22 protein-coding genes and 1 pseudogene are annotated in these 17,834 nt (G+C 44.7%); 2 read left to right on the top strand and 21 right to left on the bottom strand.

Going from position 1 to position 17,834, the window contains the following annotated elements; all coding sequences use genetic code 11:
- Positions 1-347 (top strand): annotated as a pseudogene (locus ASN18_RS17480) (transposase); the annotation flags it as partial.
- A gap of 263 nt (positions 348-610) precedes the next feature.
- Here ASN18_RS17480 and ASN18_RS05410 read toward each other — a convergent pair.
- The 17 genes from ASN18_RS05410 to ASN18_RS05330 all read right to left on the bottom strand — a co-directional run bounded on the left by ASN18_RS05410 (position 611) and on the right by ASN18_RS05330 (position 14,956).
- Positions 611-1,228, bottom strand: a complete 618-nt coding sequence (locus tag ASN18_RS05410; RefSeq protein WP_085051724.1) for a hypothetical protein — start codon at positions 1,226-1,228, stop codon at positions 611-613.
- Positions 1,229-1,322: 94 nt separating this feature from the next.
- The gene (locus tag ASN18_RS05405) at positions 1,323-1,988 is read right to left on the bottom strand and encodes a hypothetical protein (RefSeq protein ID WP_085051723.1); all 666 of its coding nucleotides are present in this window, start codon (positions 1,986-1,988) and stop codon (positions 1,323-1,325) included.
- A gap of 543 nt (positions 1,989-2,531) precedes the next feature.
- On the bottom strand, positions 2,532-4,685 hold the full coding sequence (gene gspD / locus ASN18_RS05400; protein ID WP_236861534.1) for a type II secretion system secretin GspD: 2,154 nt from the start codon (positions 4,683-4,685) through the stop codon (positions 2,532-2,534).
- Positions 4,686-4,804: 119 nt separating this feature from the next.
- A complete protein-coding gene (locus ASN18_RS05395) occupies positions 4,805-5,314 on the bottom strand; it encodes a hypothetical protein (protein WP_085051721.1) in 510 nt (169 codons plus the stop codon).
- Entirely contained in the window at positions 5,311-5,850 is a 540-nt protein-coding gene (locus tag ASN18_RS05390; RefSeq protein WP_085051720.1) for a GspMb/PilO family protein, read from the bottom strand. Before ASN18_RS05390 ends, ASN18_RS05395 begins: the two co-directional genes overlap by 4 nt.
- Positions 5,851-5,863: 13 nt before the next feature.
- A complete protein-coding gene (locus ASN18_RS05385; protein ID WP_085051719.1) occupies positions 5,864-7,324 on the bottom strand; it encodes a hypothetical protein in 1,461 nt (486 codons plus the stop codon).
- Between the two features lie 5 nt (positions 7,325-7,329).
- A complete protein-coding gene (locus ASN18_RS05380) occupies positions 7,330-8,262 on the bottom strand; it encodes a type II secretion system minor pseudopilin (protein ID WP_085051718.1) in 933 nt (310 codons plus the stop codon).
- Positions 8,262-8,915: a PulJ/GspJ family protein gene (locus tag ASN18_RS05375; protein ID WP_085051717.1), complete on the bottom strand. Its 654-nt coding sequence runs from the start codon at positions 8,913-8,915 to the stop codon at positions 8,262-8,264. Before ASN18_RS05375 ends, ASN18_RS05380 begins: the two co-directional genes overlap by 1 nt.
- A complete protein-coding gene (locus ASN18_RS05370) occupies positions 8,902-9,336 on the bottom strand; it encodes a hypothetical protein (protein WP_085051716.1) in 435 nt (144 codons plus the stop codon). Before ASN18_RS05370 ends, ASN18_RS05375 begins: the two co-directional genes overlap by 14 nt.
- 1 nt (position 9,337) lies before the next feature.
- Entirely contained in the window at positions 9,338-9,763 is a 426-nt protein-coding gene (locus ASN18_RS05365) for a type II secretion system protein (protein ID WP_236861533.1), read from the bottom strand.
- The gene (locus tag ASN18_RS05360; RefSeq protein WP_085051714.1) at positions 9,760-10,956 is read right to left on the bottom strand and encodes a type II secretion system F family protein; all 1,197 of its coding nucleotides are present in this window, start codon (positions 10,954-10,956) and stop codon (positions 9,760-9,762) included. Before ASN18_RS05360 ends, ASN18_RS05365 begins: the two co-directional genes overlap by 4 nt.
- Entirely contained in the window at positions 10,953-12,659 is a 1,707-nt protein-coding gene (locus ASN18_RS05355) for a GspE/PulE family protein (RefSeq protein WP_085051713.1), read from the bottom strand. The genes ASN18_RS05360 and ASN18_RS05355 overlap by 4 nt, the downstream gene beginning before the upstream one ends.
- A 33-nt stretch (positions 12,660-12,692) precedes the next feature.
- A complete protein-coding gene (gene gspG / locus ASN18_RS05350) occupies positions 12,693-13,151 on the bottom strand; it encodes a type II secretion system major pseudopilin GspG (RefSeq protein ID WP_085051730.1) in 459 nt (152 codons plus the stop codon).
- 76 nt (positions 13,152-13,227) lie between these two features.
- Complete coding sequence (locus ASN18_RS05345) at positions 13,228-13,536, bottom strand: hypothetical protein (protein WP_085051712.1); 309 nt, start codon at positions 13,534-13,536, stop codon at positions 13,228-13,230.
- Positions 13,537-13,676: 140 nt separating this feature from the next.
- Positions 13,677-14,270 (bottom strand): hypothetical protein, encoded by a 594-nt coding sequence (locus tag ASN18_RS05340; protein ID WP_085051711.1) that lies wholly within the window; start codon positions 14,268-14,270, stop codon positions 13,677-13,679.
- Positions 14,271-14,363: 93 nt separating this feature from the next.
- Entirely contained in the window at positions 14,364-14,624 is a 261-nt protein-coding gene (locus tag ASN18_RS05335; protein ID WP_085051710.1) for a hypothetical protein, read from the bottom strand.
- A 56-nt stretch (positions 14,625-14,680) separates the two neighbouring features.
- Positions 14,681-14,956: a hypothetical protein gene (locus ASN18_RS05330; RefSeq protein WP_085051709.1), complete on the bottom strand. Its 276-nt coding sequence runs from the start codon at positions 14,954-14,956 to the stop codon at positions 14,681-14,683.
- A gap of 94 nt (positions 14,957-15,050) precedes the next feature.
- On the opposite strand from ASN18_RS05330, the gene ASN18_RS05325 reads away from it, so the two are divergent.
- Positions 15,051-15,299, top strand: a complete 249-nt coding sequence (locus ASN18_RS05325; RefSeq protein ID WP_085051708.1) for a D-alanyl-D-alanine carboxypeptidase — start codon at positions 15,051-15,053, stop codon at positions 15,297-15,299.
- A 10-nt stretch (positions 15,300-15,309) separates the two neighbouring features.
- Here the strand turns inward: ASN18_RS05325 and ASN18_RS05320 are convergent, their stop codons facing one another.
- From ASN18_RS05320 to ASN18_RS17475, 4 genes are all read right to left on the bottom strand, one after another.
- A complete protein-coding gene (locus ASN18_RS05320) occupies positions 15,310-15,618 on the bottom strand; it encodes a hypothetical protein (protein ID WP_085051707.1) in 309 nt (102 codons plus the stop codon).
- Between the two features lie 151 nt (positions 15,619-15,769).
- Complete coding sequence (locus ASN18_RS05315; protein WP_085051706.1) at positions 15,770-16,366, bottom strand: hypothetical protein; 597 nt, start codon at positions 16,364-16,366, stop codon at positions 15,770-15,772.
- Between the two features lie 120 nt (positions 16,367-16,486).
- Positions 16,487-16,831: a hypothetical protein gene (locus tag ASN18_RS05310; protein ID WP_085051705.1), complete on the bottom strand. Its 345-nt coding sequence runs from the start codon at positions 16,829-16,831 to the stop codon at positions 16,487-16,489.
- The gene (locus ASN18_RS17475) at positions 16,804-17,613 is read right to left on the bottom strand and encodes a hypothetical protein (protein ID WP_085051704.1); all 810 of its coding nucleotides are present in this window, start codon (positions 17,611-17,613) and stop codon (positions 16,804-16,806) included. The genes ASN18_RS05310 and ASN18_RS17475 overlap by 28 nt, the downstream gene beginning before the upstream one ends.
- Between the last annotated feature and the right edge of the window lie 221 nt (positions 17,614-17,834).

Below are 17,834 nucleotides of genomic sequence, written 5' to 3'. Positions count from 1 at the left end.
GTTAAAAGAGCCTTTGTTAAAGCTGTTTGGAGGCGTAAGCCAGCCAGGGGACTGACTTTCCACTCTGACTGTGGGGTTCAATACGCCTCTAATGAATTTCGGAATATCCTTAAGCACCACGGAGCCATTCAAAGTATGAGTGAAAAAGGTGACTGCTATGATAATGCCGTAGCTGAGTCATTACGATAAAAATCGAATTGATATTCCAAGAAAGTTATGAGACAAAGGCACAAGCCAAGACCAGTATTTTTGACTACATCGAGGCTTTTTATAATCGTCAAAGGAGGCATTCCAAAACTGGACTGCTCAGCCCCATTGACTTCGAACTGACTAATGGGGTAACTTAAATACGTGTCCACTTAATCGAGGGAACATCATCGTCTTGCTTGGCAAACTCACCTGACTTAGCGTGAGCGCGGTTCGTGTTCCTTAGACCGGAGCTTTGCCGCTTGCTTTCTCCTGATTCCGCCAGATTCCGCTTCACAACGGACACCCTTGTACTTGGCTAACGGTTGGCGCTATCTGCCCCCGTAGCGGACTTTCACCGCAAAAGCGTGCAGCACAAAAAAAAAGAGGCAGTGATAAACACTGCCTCTTTTTGCGCTATGAGTTAATACGTGTAGTGCTGAGCTGGTGTTGCAGGCGTATACAAGTCTGAACAAATATAGCCTACAAGGTTACGCTTCGGGTTTGTAGTCCCCTGAAAACATGCCATCGGCAGGTCCGTACATGCCCATGTCCCCATTACCCGATTACCTGAGTGTAGCATAAGTTGCCCGCCTGGAAGCTGTCCCTGCGCCATACCTGGTGAACCTTTCATAAGAGTCACCCTACCTCCATATGAACCACCTGTTACATATGAGCTTATATCGCCAATCGCAATCCCGTCCACTTTGACTGAGGTTCCTTCAAAAGACAACATGCGACTCTGGCGTGAATACACTGTTGCTCCACTAGACGAAACATTGTTATTTATTACCACAGTAGCCGATGTCAGGTTTGTCCCCGAGTTTGCAGATACCCTAAACTGTATCGTCGCATTGTCGGACGTATTGTTGGCGATTATGCAATACACATTAGAAGCTGTTCCTGTATTTAAGTATGGCAATGTGTACGTCACGTTGTCATACCAGTCCCCTATCGGACCAGCAACTACCCCGCCACCTTTCATCACCAAAAATGTTAATACCACGACTATTCCTAACAAATACAAAAAGCTTCTCTTCATGTTAATTCCTCCTTAACGTTATTTCCTTCTATTAATTTCTCTTTAATCTTTAAAGGCTACCTATACAGCTTCAGCAACCTTCTTCGTACCATCCCTAGTATGTATATATCTTCTGGTATGGAAAGCCTGGTGTCAGAACTGCAGCTGCAGACAATCTATCCCCATTATTTAAGGTAGCACCTCCAACACTCCTTCTTGTATTTTCATCGGAACATACGTAGCCTACTAAATTGCGCTTTGGCGATGTAGTTCCCTGAAAACATGCTATAGGCAACTGTGCGCAACTCCAGTTAGGAGATAAAGCAGCACCATACATTGCAGATGAATCACCGTTATATGTCCCACCAGCCTGAGCAGTAAGATTCAGCATACCACCGTAAATTGCAGTACTACCAATACTAGTTGGGATAGTTCCTATCGCTGACCCATCAAGCTGAATGGAATTACCTGCAAAACTGATCTGACGTGTCTGATACCTATACACATAAGCAGTTGTAGATACTAAGTTCGCATTTTGTGTAGCCGAAGTTGTGTAATAAGCGGAATCTGACGTCATCTGAAAGCCTATAGTGGCATTATCATTCGTCAAATTAGACACCACACAGTATGTTGGCTTATCAGAATGGGTAGCCAAAAACGGGAAGGTATATGTTACGTTGTCACCCAAGGTTGCATATACCCTGGCTTGGTTCCCTCCCCACATAAACAGCCCAGTTAAAACCACTGCCGCTATCATCAAATATACTATACTTCTTTTCATCTTAATCCTCCTTGCCTTTCTTTTTGTCTAACAAGTGTGTAAATACCCTTACTTGCAACACAGGTATACCTATACCTTTTCCATACCCCTTTTACCATACTCCTTACGTCAACTACTTTCTCTCTGTCTCCTATGCACCCCCTTTATAACCATAGCTCCTCACTCTTTAATGAGTTATTATCAACTTTGTGGCATATCTTCCACAACTTTCACGTCATAACCTCGCGTATAGTATACACATTGCGAATCCGTTTGTCAACACCTATTGCGCCGGTTATTTTAATACTTGACAGAAATACTATTTCTCACATCCTGCACTCACTGCTTCGGCATCCTGCGGTTTAGGCCCCTGTCCGTTTATTACAATTCCACCTCCTTTATGGACTTCTGCCTACCCTTTCTTCATTTAATGTCTTATCGGACATTGAGAATTAAAACTTAAGTTTTTTATTTGCCTCTGTGCCTCCACTGTTATCGCCAACATCTATATTTTCAACATGATTTTCTGTTGGCGCACATTTACAGCGGGCACAGCGCGCCTTTTTATTTGTTAAACCAGTCGAAACGCTCTCCTATTTCTTTCGTTATATTATGGGCGTCATCTGTGTTTGTCAGGATTCTTGGCGTTATAAAAACAAGTAACTCAGTCCTTTTAACCTCCTCTGACTGTCTCTTAAAGGCATAGCCTAGTATTGGTATATCACCAAGAAGGGGGATTTTATTTTCTGTCATACTGAGTTTTTTGCTCCTTATGCCCCCAAGTATTACCGTCTGTCCGTTGCCAGCAACCACCATTGTCTTGACCTTTCTTTTTCTTATTGTCGGTGAGTCTATATTTGACGTTGCATTGGTCTGGGCCTCGCTGACCTCCTGAGTTATTTCAAGCGTGACCAGCCCGTCAGCGTTTATTGTCGGCTTAATCATTAAAATAAGGCCGGTATTTAAGTACTGGACGTTTCTCAGTATGCTTGGGTTTGACGCTGTGCTTGTAACGTCCGAGGACGACACCTCGCTTGATATTACCGGTACATCGTCTCCTACCTGAATTGTCGCCTCCTGATTGTCCATTACCATGAGGTGTGGTCTCATGAGTATCTCTAATTTATTTTCTTTTGCAAGCAAATCAAGCACCATTGCAGCATTATTATGGTCTGTCAGGAAATTAAAGACTGTGCCTGCCGCCGAAGCGCCCAGATTAGAAAGCGTTGAGACGGCAAAATTGCCTCCCATCATCCTCCCCTTTATAAGCCCCTCAAACCCCAGTTCATTTGATTCGTCAATGGACAACTCTGCTACCGTCCCCTCTATCAACACCTGTCTGGGCGGCGTATCTATCTCCTTCAGCAGACTTAGCAGACTTCGATATATCGACGGTGTGGTCATCATGATTATGACGTTTCTTTTGTCGTCCGACGTGATCCTTATCTGTACGTCAGGGGCATTGGGCAGGGTTATTATCGCAGCGCCTGTGGCAGCGCCGGTTGTTGCAGCCGGTGACACTGCATTTGAAAGCATGGACTTGGCTGTTGTTGCCGCCGTTGACTGAGATGTTGTGGTTGAGGCCTTTGTCGAACCAAAGTCACTCGATGATTTACTCTCCTTATCCAAGACAGTCTTAGTGCCGGTTGCAGGTGTTTGAGCTGTTGGGGTCTTTATCCCGTAGAGCCTCTGAATGGTATCTACCAGCTCTGTAGCCCTTGAGAATTTCGGAAAATATGTAAATGTCTTTTCCCCTGAGCCAGCAGACTCTGCCGTATCCAGCCGCTCCTTCCACTGCATCACTATCTGGGCGGACTGCTCATCCGGCGCTACTGCAAGGACACTGTTTAAGAACTTTATCGCTATGAATGTCACCCCTGGTTCCTTCGGATTTGTTGATGTGCCAACCCCAAGTCCATTGAGTATTGCAGCCATCTGGGTGACAAACTCCTCCGGCTTCCAAAATGTTAGTTTCAGGAGAATCACCCGTTTCTGTTTCAGATAGGGCACATCCATTATATCTACAAGATTGAGGCATTCTCGTATTGTTGCCGCAGGGCCGGTTATCAGCATGGCATTTTCCTTAGTATATGGCTTTACTACAAGGTTGGTCTTATAAAAATCAGCTATCAGTGTTGACATCTCAACGGCGCTTATATATTTCAACGCAACTATTTGGACTATTTTTGCCGAACTTACCGGGACGTTTCTGCCTACACGGACATCTACCGGCTCTCCACCCTCCCCGGGCTTTAGTATATAGAGGCTTCCGGCCTTAGCGCCAACAAGGAGCCCTTGCTGTCTAAGCAGCTCTACAATTATCTCCAGCGCCCTGGCCGCAGGCATTTCCTGTGTCATGTGCAGCGTAACGGGGTTTTTCATTGACTTTACCGCCTCATCAATAAAAAATGTTACCCTCAGGGCCTCTCCCACCGCGTGGATTATGAAATCTGACAGCGGCATCCCGTCAACATTTATTAGTACCGGTTTTTCCTCCAGCGCAAGCTTAGACGTATCTATTGGCTCAAGCTGCATCGCTGCCGCCCTGGACTCTGCCTTTTCAAAAGACGGAGTTTCTATCTCTACAGGTTTGTGAACAGGCGGTTTTTCACCAAGGATGTCTAATGACTTATACTTTTCAGTCGTGTTATCGCCCACGGCTGTGGTATTATCACCTGATACTACATTCTTTTTAGGCAGCTCCAGCAGATTTGCCATCGTTGTCATCTTAACGGAACTTCGGTCGGTAACACATGAGACCGTTATGAATAATACCAACACCAGCAGTGCCGAATACCAAATATATCTCGCATGTTTAAGGTTATATGTCAGTGATTTTACTTTTTTACTGAGAATATCTTTAATTTTATCTCACCTTCCTGATTTTTCAGCGTCACTGAGGTCATTGTCAGCTCACTTACAAGGGTCTCACTGGGTAGGAACTGCCCCTCCCGCCTGTAATGGTACTGGCCTTCATTATCTAAAAGCACTGCTACTTTCTGCTGAGACGAAAGAACCCCTATCAGCTTATATGTCTTCTTTGTGTCACCTTTTTGCAGTGGGTCTGGGGGATATTTCCCGTCGGCTGTAAAAACATTCTTTATGAATATCTCTTTGTAGTCTCTTTTTGACGTCTCCAGGATAAGAGCCAATGTCTTTTTCTTATTATTCTGGATACTTTCCATATCTCTGCCCCTAGCATTATAACTTATTTCAGGGTTTTTTACAATCATAAGCGGTATTCCTGCCGCAATTAATATTATAATTAATAAGTCTTTGGCATTTCTTTTCACCCATGACACATATTCAGCAGCCCTTGCCGCACCTTTTCCACCGATGAGTGTCATATCTTCCTTATATACCCTGTTACTACAATCTTGGCTATGTAGCCCTTGTCCTGGACGTTTATCTCTACGCTTTTTATCCTTAGCAGCGGTTTGGCACTCTGAATGGCCTTAAATAATCCATATATCGGCCTGAGCTGCCCCGCAACCCTTACCAGTACTGACGGCTCAGTTAATAATGTGTCCTCAGTACCTTCGATAAGCTGAAAGTTCTGTACAGATAGTGCATTTGCCTCTGCGGTCTTCGTCAGCAGATTTACTATCTCGGTCTGTATTGCCGTCCTGTTGCTTCCCTTTGGGTAGACCAGGGCAGCCAGCTCATTACTTATTTCGGGGTCATCCTTTGTGTCAACCGCGAGGTATCTTTGAAGCAAATCCGATTTAGAGGCATAGGTAGTAAGGTAGTCCTCTACCAGGGCCGTTTTCTTTGCTACCGCCATCTTTGCAGGCACTACTGCAAATCTGGCTATCGATAAGATTATCAGCAGGTATAATCCCATCTTTTTAAAATTACTGCCTGAGATATTCATTTTTTCCATTATCGGTGTCCCTTTAAAATATCTTATCAGTTTTTATTATTGCCGCAGGGCTTGACGCCTTATTTGTATGGCCCGCTGGCGCCCCGACGGAATTTGGATTAGCATTGATAACGGCAGCAGGGATTGATGTCCTGCTAAAAGTCCCCTGCAGCGTGGCAGCCTGTGGTACAGACGGCGTTGTGATAATAACAGGACTTGATGATGTATTGGAATCCCCTGATACTACTTCACGCATGTCTATTGAAAGACGAAACCTATATGTCTGACCTTCTCTGGCCGGTTCCCCTACGAGTTTAACCGCTTCAACCTCTTTTAAGCTGCTCAGCTTGTTTATCACCCCCGAGGGGTCGGCTGAGACTATGTTGACATCTACGTTTCTGTTATTTATATTCAACTGTGTTACATAAGCGCCGTCGGTAATTACCCTGGTGAGAACCTCAAGGACATCAAGAGGCGGGGTGAAGTCGCTCACCTTTTTGGCAAGGGCGATGAGCAGCTTTGCTGTTACATCTTTGTCTTGCAGTTCAGCTAGTTCGTTTATCTTTTTTGTCGTCTTTGCGGTTTCCATTTCAATGTCCTCAAGGGACATGTCAAGTTTCTTTATCGACAGGTAGGACGAAACCAGATACGCCGCCATCGAATACAGGGCAACCCTGAAGAGCAGCTCCGTGTTAAGCGCCGAGTGCCATGTCCGGGTCTTAAACGGGGTCAGCTTAAAGGTAGTTATGCCTCTTAAGGCAGCAGGAAAACCGTTGTCACCTATGGTATTTATGGGGATGTCCATGACAGCGCCACCCGGCATAAAATCTATCCCGTAAACGTTTATACGCCTCACTAGCTGCCTGTAAGCCCCAAGTCCACGCAAAAAGACCTCTACGCCGCTTTCACTAAGAGGAGAGGTAAGACTACGAAAGCCAATAAAACCCTTTGGGCCATGTGCAAATGCATAAATCTTCTCCCCTACGGCATATATTGTGGCCTCAGGTTCCCCTGATACAAACAACAAGTCCTCGGGGACAAGGTAGTTATAATAAAAATCCTTTGCAAGCCCCTCCACCATACGGCTCTCCCACGCCCATATATCTACAAGTGTGTAGTTTGCATGGGACTCAAAGACACTAAAGCGGAACGCTGGGGTGGAAAGCATAGGGAACATATCTGCAATATCGTTAGAGATGATTCCACTGAGGTTTTTTTGTGTTTTTTGTAATAGAGGTGGATATTTTTCTCTCCAATAGTAGAGCAGCTCCCTGCCAATCACAAGGACGTTTTTCCCCGTTAGTTTATTAACCATCGAAGATGCCCCGCCTGTGGCTGCGCTTATGCCTGATTTCGATACCTTATAGAAATCGCAGCCGTCCACACGGGCATAACATACCATGAGCTGCCCTTGCCCGCTGGTTGTGGGCTTTGCCCCAGATATATTACCGGATATATTATTGGAAGCCTTAAGCAGTTGCGCAAGCGCTTTCAACTCTCTCAGCCCTCCTTCCAGTAGTACAGCGCATAGGGGGCAGAGGCAGTCGGGCGCAATCCTAGCCCGGCGTTTATCGTATAGAGATTCTTTGAAAGTCCATAGGTCACCGTGACCTCCAGATAGCGCGACGGCTGAAATAAGTCATACTCAAGGCTGTGGATTCTCCTCCCTGTAAGGTTATAAAATAACTCATCTGGAATCTCCAGCCCCTTGTCTATATATTCAGCAAGGATTTTCCTGCTTTCCTCGTTTATGTCAAGGGATGCAATTACCGCCATAGGTTCGGCAGTGGCCGGATTAAACCCCGACGTGCCCGGGAAAACAGTAATATACGGTTTAATCTTCTTGTATAACTCCCAGCTCATCCCCCTGATGAGCAGCAGCTCTTCCATATACTGCATGGAGAAATTCCTGGGGGTATAGGGCATCACAATACCCCTGTAGTACTCGGCCTCGGCGCCAGAGGGCCTGGTTATGTCGTCGCCGTCAATCCAATCGTTGATTGAGCTTGTGATAACCGTGACATTGCTTTTCTCATCCATAAGTTTGACCAGTCTCGAAAAATCGCTGTCAGTGCCGGAGTAAACAGATATCCTGCCGTTTGTGTCCTGCACGTTTATTGTTATATCGTCCCGTATCTTTATTGGTTTATTGTTTATAGGAATTTTATCAAGCCCCATGATTGTGCTGTCAGAGACGTGTATCCTGTTAGTACCAAGCGTACCTGTCAAGAGCGTATAGAGCAGGGTATCGAACACAGATATGGCTGTGGTCATCGCCTCAGCCTTTTCTTTTAGCACCTCTGCCGTCTTGACATGTTCTTTCACCAGCCAGTTAAAGGCAATCCCCACGATTATTATTATCGAGGCCAAAAATATGGTCAAAAGCACAGCCGAGCCGCCCTCATTTAATTCTATAGGTTTCGGTCTTATCATTAGATCATGTTTGGATTCTGGTAAATCGTCGCATTGGTTGCCACACTCAACAGCAGGGCATTTAAGCGTCCATCCTTTTTATAGGCTATCCTTATGTACTTGGGCAGCTTCCCTCCGACTTTCCCATAATACTCACGGCTCCAGTCCCAGAGTTTCGTCAGCGGTTCTTCGACATAGCTTTCAAAGCGCACATCGTTCACATTTTCAATTATAACAAAAGAGTTTCCTTTTTTATAATTGCCGCTTTGATAATCTTTTTCCAGCTCCTCCTGCTTTTTTACATACACAGGAAGCTCATAGTATACTACATTATAGTTGTCCTCGTGTTTCTCCCTGACTATCCACGCCACAACGGGCACGTTGTCGGCCATAGGAGATGCGCTGACATAACTTATCACATCAGAGTTACAGACGTAATATGGATACCACTCCCGGCGTTTTCCCTCGTCTATGTAGTAAAACAGCATCCCGGCGGCACTCTTGTGTATCCAAAAACTCCGCGCCACACGCCAGAGATTCACACCTTCTTCCATAACCGTCTTATACTGCTTAAACCCCTGATTCAGCGCCGCCGTCGATAAAAGCACCATAGACGTGAATATCGCCGTTGCCACCACTACCTCTATGAGCGTAAAACCCCTACGGGATGTCATCTGAGTTACCCGACTTCGGCTTATACTTAAACAGCACTATACGGTAGTCCCGTGAAAGTGTGTCATATGTTAGTTTAAAGTCTACCCTGTAGAGGTAGATGTCGTACTGCGTTTGGGCGTTTATGAGGATTGACGGCGTCCCCTGGCGCTGAAGTTCAGTATCCCATGAAATATCTACTCCATCGCCAAGGGTATCCTTACCGTGTGCGCTTTTCACAGCAAATGCCCTGAGATAGTTTACAGCCTGCGGTACTTTAGATGCGATGATGTTTGAGCCTTTCACCCTTGCCAGCGACTCAAACCCAATACGAAACAGGTACATCGTAGAGGCTATGCTTGCCGTTAATATCAGACCGGCTATCAGGATTTCTATTACCAGAAAGCCGTCCTCACGACCATGTTTATCTATCGCTTTATCCACCTCAGTTCATCGAGATATTACCCAGCGGGGCAAATATCTCCACAGTAAATTTTATGTCCTTTACGTACACATCGATATTGCCGCCGCTTGTCGTACCATTGTTAAAAAACATCACGGGGCGCTCCATAGATACGTATGCCGAGAGCGGCGGATTGGGATTCATCTCATCGGATTTATCCACAATCGGCCAGGGTACGTCATTGGCATAGAGTATCCCATCGACGGCCTTTATGTATATCTCCTGTCCGGTTAGAAACGCCTCCCGCTGAATCTGAGTCACAAGGATGAGCAGGCGCTCTGCATCAAGAGATGAGGCATATCTCTTGTACATATGTATCGAAAATGGAACTGCTACGGCCAGCACTACGGCAATTAACGCCGTCACTATCAGTAACTCTATAAGGGTAAACCCCTCTTGACGCCTCAAAACTTGATATTCCCCACACTCATAACAGTAAGTATCATGGATATGACGATAAAGCCCACCACCGCCCCCATCACCGTTATAATCAGCGGCTCTACCAGAATGACTATCCTTTTAATCGTCCTTTTGAATCTATCGTCAAACACGTTAAAAAGCTCCAGAAATATCTCCTTCATATTGCCGCTTTTCTCCCCCACCGTTATCATATTGGCAGCTATCTCAGGCAGCAGCTCGACCTGAGAGAACACCTCCCCTATCGGCCTGCCCTCTTTTATCAGCTTTATTGACGGCTCAATAGACTGCTTTACCTTTACATTTTGTATCAGGTCTATGGAAAACCTCAACGCCTTGATAAACTCTATCCCGCTTGATAGCATCGTATACATAGAATAAGAAAATCTCGACAGCTCAAGATTTATTATCATACCCCTCATCAGGGGAATCGACAGGGCATAGGCATAACCGGCATGAATTAATTTCTTCATATCAACCAGCTTATAGATCAATGCGCCCGCGGCTAAGGCAACAATAAAGACCTTTATGTTCAAAAAATCAGACGCTTGCAGCATCACCTTTGAGGCAAAAGGCAGGCTCTTCAACTGGTCCTGCCCAAAGACGGTAAAAAACTTCGGTATAATGAACTTAAACATGACAAAAAGGGTAACACAACTGGCAAATATAAGAAAAATTGGATAAGTCAGCGCATTTCTGATCTCCGCCCTGAACTGTATCTGGAACTGCAAGTGCGAGGCTACCTGTTCAAAGGACATGCGCAGGTTACCCACGCTCTCACCGACACGTATCAGCGACACCATGAGCGTATTAAAAAGTCCGCCTTTTTCAAATGACTCTGCAACGGTCTTGCCTGACCTGATGTCCTTGAGGGCATTGTTGAGGGTTTCCCTCATGGCTGTGTTTGATATGGTGCCAACTATGGTCTCAAGGGAGTTATCGATTCTAAGCCCAGCCTTAAGCAGTACGCTTAGTTCTCTGGCCATGTTGTAGATATCTGAGTCCTTTATCTTTTTGCTCTTAAAGCTGAAAGCAGTCCGTGGCGCGGCAGCCGCCTCAAGTGATACGACCCTCAGGCCCTTGTCTTTAAGCTTGAGGCGTGCCGCCTTAGCGTCCGCTACCGCGATAGAGCCGGTGATTTCCTTGCCTGTTTGATCGACACAGAGGTACTTATAGTTTGTCACGAGACCCTGAGAACCTCCTCCACCGTTGTCGTACCGGCGATTACCTTTAACAGGCCGTCTTCTCTTAATGACCTGAAGCCGTGATTTTCTACAAGTGTTCTCCTCATCGAGATTATGGACTGCTCCTTCAGGAATTGCTCTTTCAGGTCTTCCGTGTATTTAAACACCTCATATACGGCAATCATGCCGCGGTAACCAGTGCCAGCGCACTTACGGCAGCCTGTGCCGTGCCTCATATTGAATGTCAGCCCTAAGGCGTCCTTATATTTTTCATACAGAGGCATAATGGGATACTTATCCAAGAGCGCCTTTGACGGCTCAACCGGCTCAGAACAAAACTGGCAGTTTCGTCTGATAATCCTCTGTGCTATGATGCCCAAAATCGACGCGTTTAAGAGATACCCCTCAAGGCCCATCTCAATAAGCCTGAACAGGCTGCTTGGGGCGTCGTTCGTGTGAAGTGTAGACAGGACAAGGTGTCCTGTGAGGGCAGACTGCACGGCAACGGCGGCAGTTTCGGGGTCTCTTATCTCACCAACCATGATAACATCGGGGTCATGCCTCAGTATTGACCTCAGACAGGCCGCAAAGGACAGGCCGATTTCGTCCTTGACCTGTATCTGATTTATCCCGTCGATTTTATACTCTACTGGGTCTTCGACGGTGATTATTTTTTTTTCTTTTTTATCCAGACTTGACAGCATTGAGTATAGCGATGTGGTCTTGCCTGAGCCTGTTGGTCCTGTAACTAGCAATATCCCATAGGGCATGTTGATTAACTCAAGGATTGTCGGGGCAACATCCTTTTCTATTCCCAGCTTTGTTATGTCAAAGGTCAGGCGCTCCCTGTATAAGAGCCTCATCACCACGCCCTCGCCAATGGCAAACGGTATGGAGGAGACACGGACATCAATCAGGGTTGCGGAGATTTTGGTGCTGAACTTTCCGTCCTGGGGCAGCCGCTTCTCGGCAATGTCCAACCGTGCAAGGAGCTTAACGCGGGAGACAAGGGCAAGGAAGAGTTTCTCGTTTACAGTCTCAGACTCATGCAGCACGCCGTCGATTCTGAGCTTAATGCGGCATGATGACTCTGAGGGCTCCATGTGAATATCCGACGCCCTAAGCTCTACGGCATTACTGAGCACATTGTTGAGGAACTTAATCACCGGTGCTTCTGAGGCCATTTCCCTGAGCAGTTCGGGGTTGTCGTCAACGGTAAGCGAGACAAGGTCTTTGTCGAATGTATGAAGCGGTCTTGCCAGCTCGTTTATCACCTGCCCGGGTGCAAGCATAAGGACAGGGTAGCAGCCAAGCACCTTTGAGGCATAATCTAAGACTGATGACTTCAGTGGATCATTGGTGATAAAGACAATGGAGCGGCACCTGATGGGTGTGTCCTCCTGTCCTTCGGTGAATTCAGCCGCGATGGGCAGATAGTTTTGCCTTAAGAGATATTCGGTATCTATTAGTCCGGCAATATTTGCGTAAAAATCTGTATTTATCTCAGAATGAGATTCTTTGTCAAACAGAGGGATGCCCAGTTGCTTTGACAGGGCAGCCATAAGCTGGATTTCATTAACCGCCCCCATGCTAATCAGTATTTGCCCTATGTAGCCGCCGACTTCTTTTTGGAGTTCGAGGGCCTTATCTATTTCGCTGCTGCCGATGCCGAAGAGTTCAGATAACAGCTGTCCTATGAGCATTTGATAACACCCCGGTGGGAGCCTGGGTTGTGGCTACCAGTTCTTGATGATCTTGTCATCAATCTTGCCGTTTGGGCCGAGAGAGAAGATATCGAAACGACCATGCTCACCCGGACACTTATACTGGTAGTCTCTGTGCCAGGGGTCCTGGGGGATAACCTGCTTTGACAGATATGGGCCGCGCCAGTGCTTATCTGTAGAGGAAATCAGCTCATTCAGGGTAGTTGGGCACCTGCCGACATCAAGATAAAACGACTGCACAGACGTTGACAGGAGCTCTATCTGGGCGGTGGTAAGCTGCTCTTTCGAACTCTCAAAGCGATTTAAAATATTCGGCGCTATCAAAGAAGCAATAAGACCGATTATCATTACAACTATGAGTATTTCAATGAGGGTAAAACCCCTTTCTGAGCCTAAACACGGCTTACGCGACGCTGCATCTATCCTTTCAACCTTTGGCTCAGCATTTGGCAAACTGCCCGATATGTTCATAAACTTACCTCGCATTATATAGCATAGCCCAGCATACCCCATAGAAAAGCATTTATCAGCAGGTAATGTCAACATATTAAGGCAGTCTCTTCATGTTATTCCTGATACGCTGTATGAGAGAGGATTGTTTACGCGACGGGTTGGGCATTGAGTTGTTAATCGCTTGCTTATTGCCCAACTTTTGTAGTGCCTCAGGGGGCAGCTCTTTTTTAACTGCTTCGATAACCAGCTTCAGGCCAGCCGCGCCGTATTTGTTGTTTACACTTTGCAGAAACAACGCAATAAATGCACCGGCCTTGTTCTTATCCTCCAGAGCTTGAGCCTGAGAAGTAATCACATATGCAAGCGCCTCAGAGTAACTGTCTGACATGACTTTGTTGTCCATCGTTTGTAACCTCCTGTTGTAATTTGGTATTTTGTTACCGGTGGGGCGGGGGAAGACCTGTAAAAACAGATGTCTTAGCACGCCCTCAGCGTTAATGAGGAGTTATGGAGCATGGAGCCTTGCAAAAATATATCAGGGTATCACAGCATCTCACAGATCAAAATATAACTGGTATTAAAATTTTCACCACAGTCCTCATACGCATTAGTTCCAGTGATGCGTTTATATATTTCTCCTTTAGAGGAAGTATAAGCAACCGGCAGTTTTGCAAAGTTTTTCTTTCCAATATCCTCCTCTATCATGATCAGTATATCTTTCACTCTCCAGTCGTATTGCATCTCAGGTATAACCTTAAAGAGCAATTCACCATTTATTCGAAGATTATCAGCATAACCTTCATCGAATAGCAGATAAAATCGTATCTTAACAAACGAGCCGCTTATGATCCCATCGGGAAGTGCAGCATCATGACAAACAGCGTATATTCCACAGTCGAATAACAAGGTTGGGCCATTATCTTTAGCTATGTCAAATATCCTGCCTATCCCCTCATAAATATCTATGTCAACTTTCTTAAGTGACTTTGTCGTGCTTTCAGATGGCGCTATTTCTATATCTATAAAAGTTAATGCGCTGAAAAACGTCTCTCCTACATCAATGTCACCATATTCCCTAAGTGACATTCCATCTTTAATAATCCAAAATATGTCCATAGCCTTCTTATTAAATATCATAACAATCCTCCTTTTTGTAGTTTAATTTATTATACAAAAGTAGAGTAACTATTGTATATGCTTTTATTCTCTATCGTTAGTAACCTCCTCTGTTTATCGAGATGCCGGTGGTATTCTTTCGGTTTCTTTGTACATCGTCACAAAAGTCATTTTCTTGTTAACAGGGTCTACCTTGTAAATCATATGTATAACCCCATCTTTGTGTCGTGACTGAAACTCAACCGTTTCAAAATCTTTTTTCCCTTTTTGTAGGTTGAAACTATAGTCTGCCTTCTGCAGGGCTTTTAGTTTAGCATTAACAGCCTGGTTACGATACTCTTCTATCTTTTGATAATCCTCCTTTGTCAAAGGCACATTGTGCTTGCCAGCCTGTCCCTTAATTTCTTCCTCAGGTATTTTATCCTTACGGCTTACTTTCTTTCTATTATTGTGTAAGCCGCCTTTTTTTTAGCTTTTGCAGCTGACTTGGCGTCATATTTTACTTTCGCCGCTGTTAATATAATCGCAGCAAGCGTGAGACCAATAGCCCCCCACTTGCCAAACTTCTCGTTGGCATATTTCATAATTTCGTCTATTGCTACTCCAGATGCCAGAGCAGTGGCAATTGCCGCAGCGCTATTAGCGCCTAATAGTACGGCAAGCGATGCTGACAGATAAATGCCCTCTAAACCCAGTAAATACGCCATTCTCCTATTCGTATGGGTTGAAAAAAACATGGGAAAATGGGATTTTTGGCAAATTTTGCTACAATTATGTAGCAGGCCTACAAATTTAAGAGAGATGTTTATTGAATTGTTAGCCGGTGTTGACGACACATTGCAACTCCGAATGCGCTCAACACCGGCAGAGGGAAGACTGACCGGCTCGATGGCAGGTGTCAGGACAATTGCTGGATTTACGGTTACTCATAATGTTGAGGCCGTAGTGTTTTCCATTATGATAGAAAACTATGTCGTTGATCCTGGGGTTATTACTGATATACAGGACCGGATTCTTGTCCTAATCTCATCGTTTAGCAGGAACCGGTAAATCGCGCGCCTTAAGGTAGTCTCTTCATGTTATTCCTGATACGCTGTATGAGTGAGGATTGTTTACGCGGCTGATTGGGCATTGAGTTGTTAACCGCTTGTTTATTGCCCAACTTTTGCAGTGCCTCAGGTGATAGCTCTTTTTTGACTGCTTCGATAACCAGCTTCAGGCCTGCCTCGCCGTATTTGTTGTTTACACTTTGCAAGAACAAGGCAATAAATGCACCGGCCTTGTTCTTATCCTCCAGAGCCTGAGCCTGAGAAGTAATCACATATGCAAGCGCCTCAGAGTAAGTGTCTGACATGATATTGTTGTCCATCGTTTGTAACCTCCTGTTGAATTTGGAATTTTGCTACCGAAAAAGATAGGGCGGGGGAAACCCTGTAAAACAGATGTTTTAGCCCGCCCCTCAGCACAAATGGAACAGTTTTGGATCAGGGAACCTGAAAAAAAGTTATCATATCGTTGTATTACAGCATCTCACAGATCAAAATATAATTAGTATCATATCCTCCGGTGTCATTATAAGCATCGGTACCTCTGATTCGTTTATATCTTTCTCCGTCAGGAGATGTATATGCAACCGGTAAATTTTCAAAGTATTTCTCTCCTTTTTTACCCTCCCTTGCCCATATCAATATGTCTTTTATCTTCCAGTCATAAACCATGCCTGGGATAACTTTCCAAAGCGGTTCACCATTTATGCTAAGTTGCGAATGATAGTCCTCGTCGAATACCAGATAAAATCGCATCTTCACATAGGAACCGCTGTCTATTCCCTCAGGAAGTCTACTATGAAGCGAGAAGGCGTATATTCCACAGTCAAATACCAATGTTTGGTAGTTATCATAGTCATCTATGGCAAAAATTTTGCCTACTCCCTCATAAAGTTCGATGTTAAGTTTCTTCAATGATTTTATCGTGCTTTGAGACGGCTCAATTTGAACATCTACAAAACATAATGCGCTGTTAAACATATCCCCAACATCATAGTCTTCGTATTCCATCAGATTATCTGTTCCACACATAATCCCAAATATGTCTATTGCCCTTTTATTAAAAGTCATGTCATCCTCCTTTGTATTTTTACAACTTGTTTTTATTATACATAAATACAGTAACTATTGGAAAGGCTTCTGTTCTCTACCGTTTGTAACCTCCTCTATGTTATCAAGATACTGGTTGTTTTATTTATATCCTACTTTCCACATCGTCACAAAAGTCATTTTCTTGCTAAAAGGGTCAATCTTATAAACCATATGTATAACTCCATCATTTTGTGGTAACATGAACTTAACAGATTCAACCTTCTTACTTTTAGTTATCGGCTGAAACTCAATGCTACCGTGGTCAAGCGCCTCCTTGCGATAGTTTGGTATATTTTGATAGTCCTCTTTTGTCAGAGGCACATTGTGTTTACCATCCTCTACAACACGTTTTTCCTCAGGAATTTTATACTTATTCCTTACTGTCTCACCACGAGCCTCTCTTTCTTTGCTGATTTCTACTTTAGCATCAGAATGTCCACGCATTGAGTGTTCAATTCTATCCTGTGTAGCCTCTGTCTTATATCCATCGACTCTTGTTGATGAGCCTGCCTTTTTATAGCTTGCTCGTTCAATATCTTTGCTTCACCAGCTTTTACATCGCCAGTATTTACCTTAGTTGCTTCCTTTTCTGTAGCAGACTTTGACAAAGCACTGTTGTTCGCGGTTTCGTCGTATATTTTGCCAAGTTTGTCTTTTGTCTTTGCAGACTCTTCAGCCACCTTTTTCTCAGCTTCCACCACAGCCTTTTTCTCAGCTTCAGTAGCTGCCTTTCTTTCTGCTATTGCTTCAGCGGCCTTTTTTTCAGCTTTTGCAGCTGACTTGGCGTCATATTTTACTTTCGCCGCTGTTAAGATAATCGCAGCAAGCGTGAGACCAATAGCCCCCCATTTGCCAAACTTCTCATTGGCATATTTCATAATTTCGTCCACTGCTACTCCCGATGCCAGAGCAGTGGCAAGTGATGCTGACAAAAGACCATCTTTCCATGGTTGCGATATCTCAGCAGCCTTGTTACGTATATATTTATTTAAAAATTCATTCTCTTCTTTTGTCCGTTCAGACGCAGGCTTTTCCATTATTTCCCGTATTCTTCTATCCATATCGGTTAGATTTGACTCGGCGACATCTCCATGTGACTCTCTGATATTATCAGCCATTGAATCGCTTACGCGTAACATGCCGCTGGAACCCTTTTCCATCTTGCAGCCCGGCCTTCTCCCGCGAAACCTCCCGCGTTCATCCTTTATCCAACATGTATCTTCCATTGCTCCTCCTGTAGGTTGTTTTACGCCTTAGTTATTTTACGCCTTATATATAATTGAAATTCGCATGAATGCCCTTTAACCCCAGTAAATACGCCATTCTCCTATTCGCATGGCTTGCAAAATACTGCGGTTTTTGGTCAAAAAAGCTACAATATTGTAGTATCATATAAAATTGTAGTTTTTATGGATTTTGCAAAACAGCTGTATGTTATTGAATTAAC

This window comes from Candidatus Magnetominusculus xianensis (genome assembly GCA_001541255.1).
Lineage (GTDB): Bacteria > Nitrospirota > Thermodesulfovibrionia > Thermodesulfovibrionales > Magnetobacteriaceae > Magnetominusculus > Magnetominusculus xianensis.
The sequence above is the reverse complement of the archived record's forward strand: the minus strand, read 5'-3'. Positions and strand labels throughout refer to the sequence as shown.

What these genes read in the sequence shown, in the direction of transcription:
- ASN18_RS05410 (WP_085051724.1), bottom strand. Translation starts at nt 1,228, where the DNA reads ATGAAGAGAAGCTTTTTGTATTTGTTAGGAATAGTCGTGGTATTAACA.
- ASN18_RS05405 (WP_085051723.1), bottom strand. Translation starts at nt 1,988, where the DNA reads ATGAAAAGAAGTATAGTATATTTGATGATAGCGGCAGTGGTTTTAACT.
- gspD (WP_236861534.1), bottom strand. Translation starts at nt 4,685, where the DNA reads ATGGCAAATCTGCTGGAGCTGCCTAAAAAGAATGTAGTATCAGGTGAT.
- ASN18_RS05395 (WP_085051721.1), bottom strand. Translation starts at nt 5,314, where the DNA reads ATGACACTCATCGGTGGAAAAGGTGCGGCAAGGGCTGCTGAATATGTG.
- ASN18_RS05390 (WP_085051720.1), bottom strand. Translation starts at nt 5,850, where the DNA reads ATGGAAAAAATGAATATCTCAGGCAGTAATTTTAAAAAGATGGGATTA.
- ASN18_RS05380 (WP_085051718.1), bottom strand. Translation starts at nt 8,262, where the DNA reads ATGATAAGACCGAAACCTATAGAATTAAATGAGGGCGGCTCGGCTGTG.
- ASN18_RS05375 (WP_085051717.1), bottom strand. Translation starts at nt 8,915, where the DNA reads ATGACATCCCGTAGGGGTTTTACGCTCATAGAGGTAGTGGTGGCAACG.
- ASN18_RS05355 (WP_085051713.1), bottom strand. Translation starts at nt 12,659, where the DNA reads ATGCTCATAGGACAGCTGTTATCTGAACTCTTCGGCATCGGCAGCAGC.
- gspG (WP_085051730.1), bottom strand. Translation starts at nt 13,151, where the DNA reads ATGAACATATCGGGCAGTTTGCCAAATGCTGAGCCAAAGGTTGAAAGG.
- ASN18_RS05345 (WP_085051712.1), bottom strand. Translation starts at nt 13,536, where the DNA reads ATGGACAACAAAGTCATGTCAGACAGTTACTCTGAGGCGCTTGCATAT.
- ASN18_RS05340 (WP_085051711.1), bottom strand. Translation starts at nt 14,270, where the DNA reads ATGATATTTAATAAGAAGGCTATGGACATATTTTGGATTATTAAAGAT.
- ASN18_RS05330 (WP_085051709.1), bottom strand. Translation starts at nt 14,956, where the DNA reads ATGGCGTATTTACTGGGTTTAGAGGGCATTTATCTGTCAGCATCGCTT.
- ASN18_RS05325 (WP_085051708.1), top strand. Translation starts at nt 15,051, where the DNA reads ATGTTTATTGAATTGTTAGCCGGTGTTGACGACACATTGCAACTCCGA.
- ASN18_RS05320 (WP_085051707.1), bottom strand. Translation starts at nt 15,618, where the DNA reads ATGGACAACAATATCATGTCAGACACTTACTCTGAGGCGCTTGCATAT.
- ASN18_RS05315 (WP_085051706.1), bottom strand. Translation starts at nt 16,366, where the DNA reads ATGACTTTTAATAAAAGGGCAATAGACATATTTGGGATTATGTGTGGA.
- ASN18_RS05310 (WP_085051705.1), bottom strand. Translation starts at nt 16,831, where the DNA reads ATGCGTGGACATTCTGATGCTAAAGTAGAAATCAGCAAAGAAAGAGAG.
- ASN18_RS17475 (WP_085051704.1), bottom strand. Translation starts at nt 17,613, where the DNA reads ATGGAAGATACATGTTGGATAAAGGATGAACGCGGGAGGTTTCGCGGG.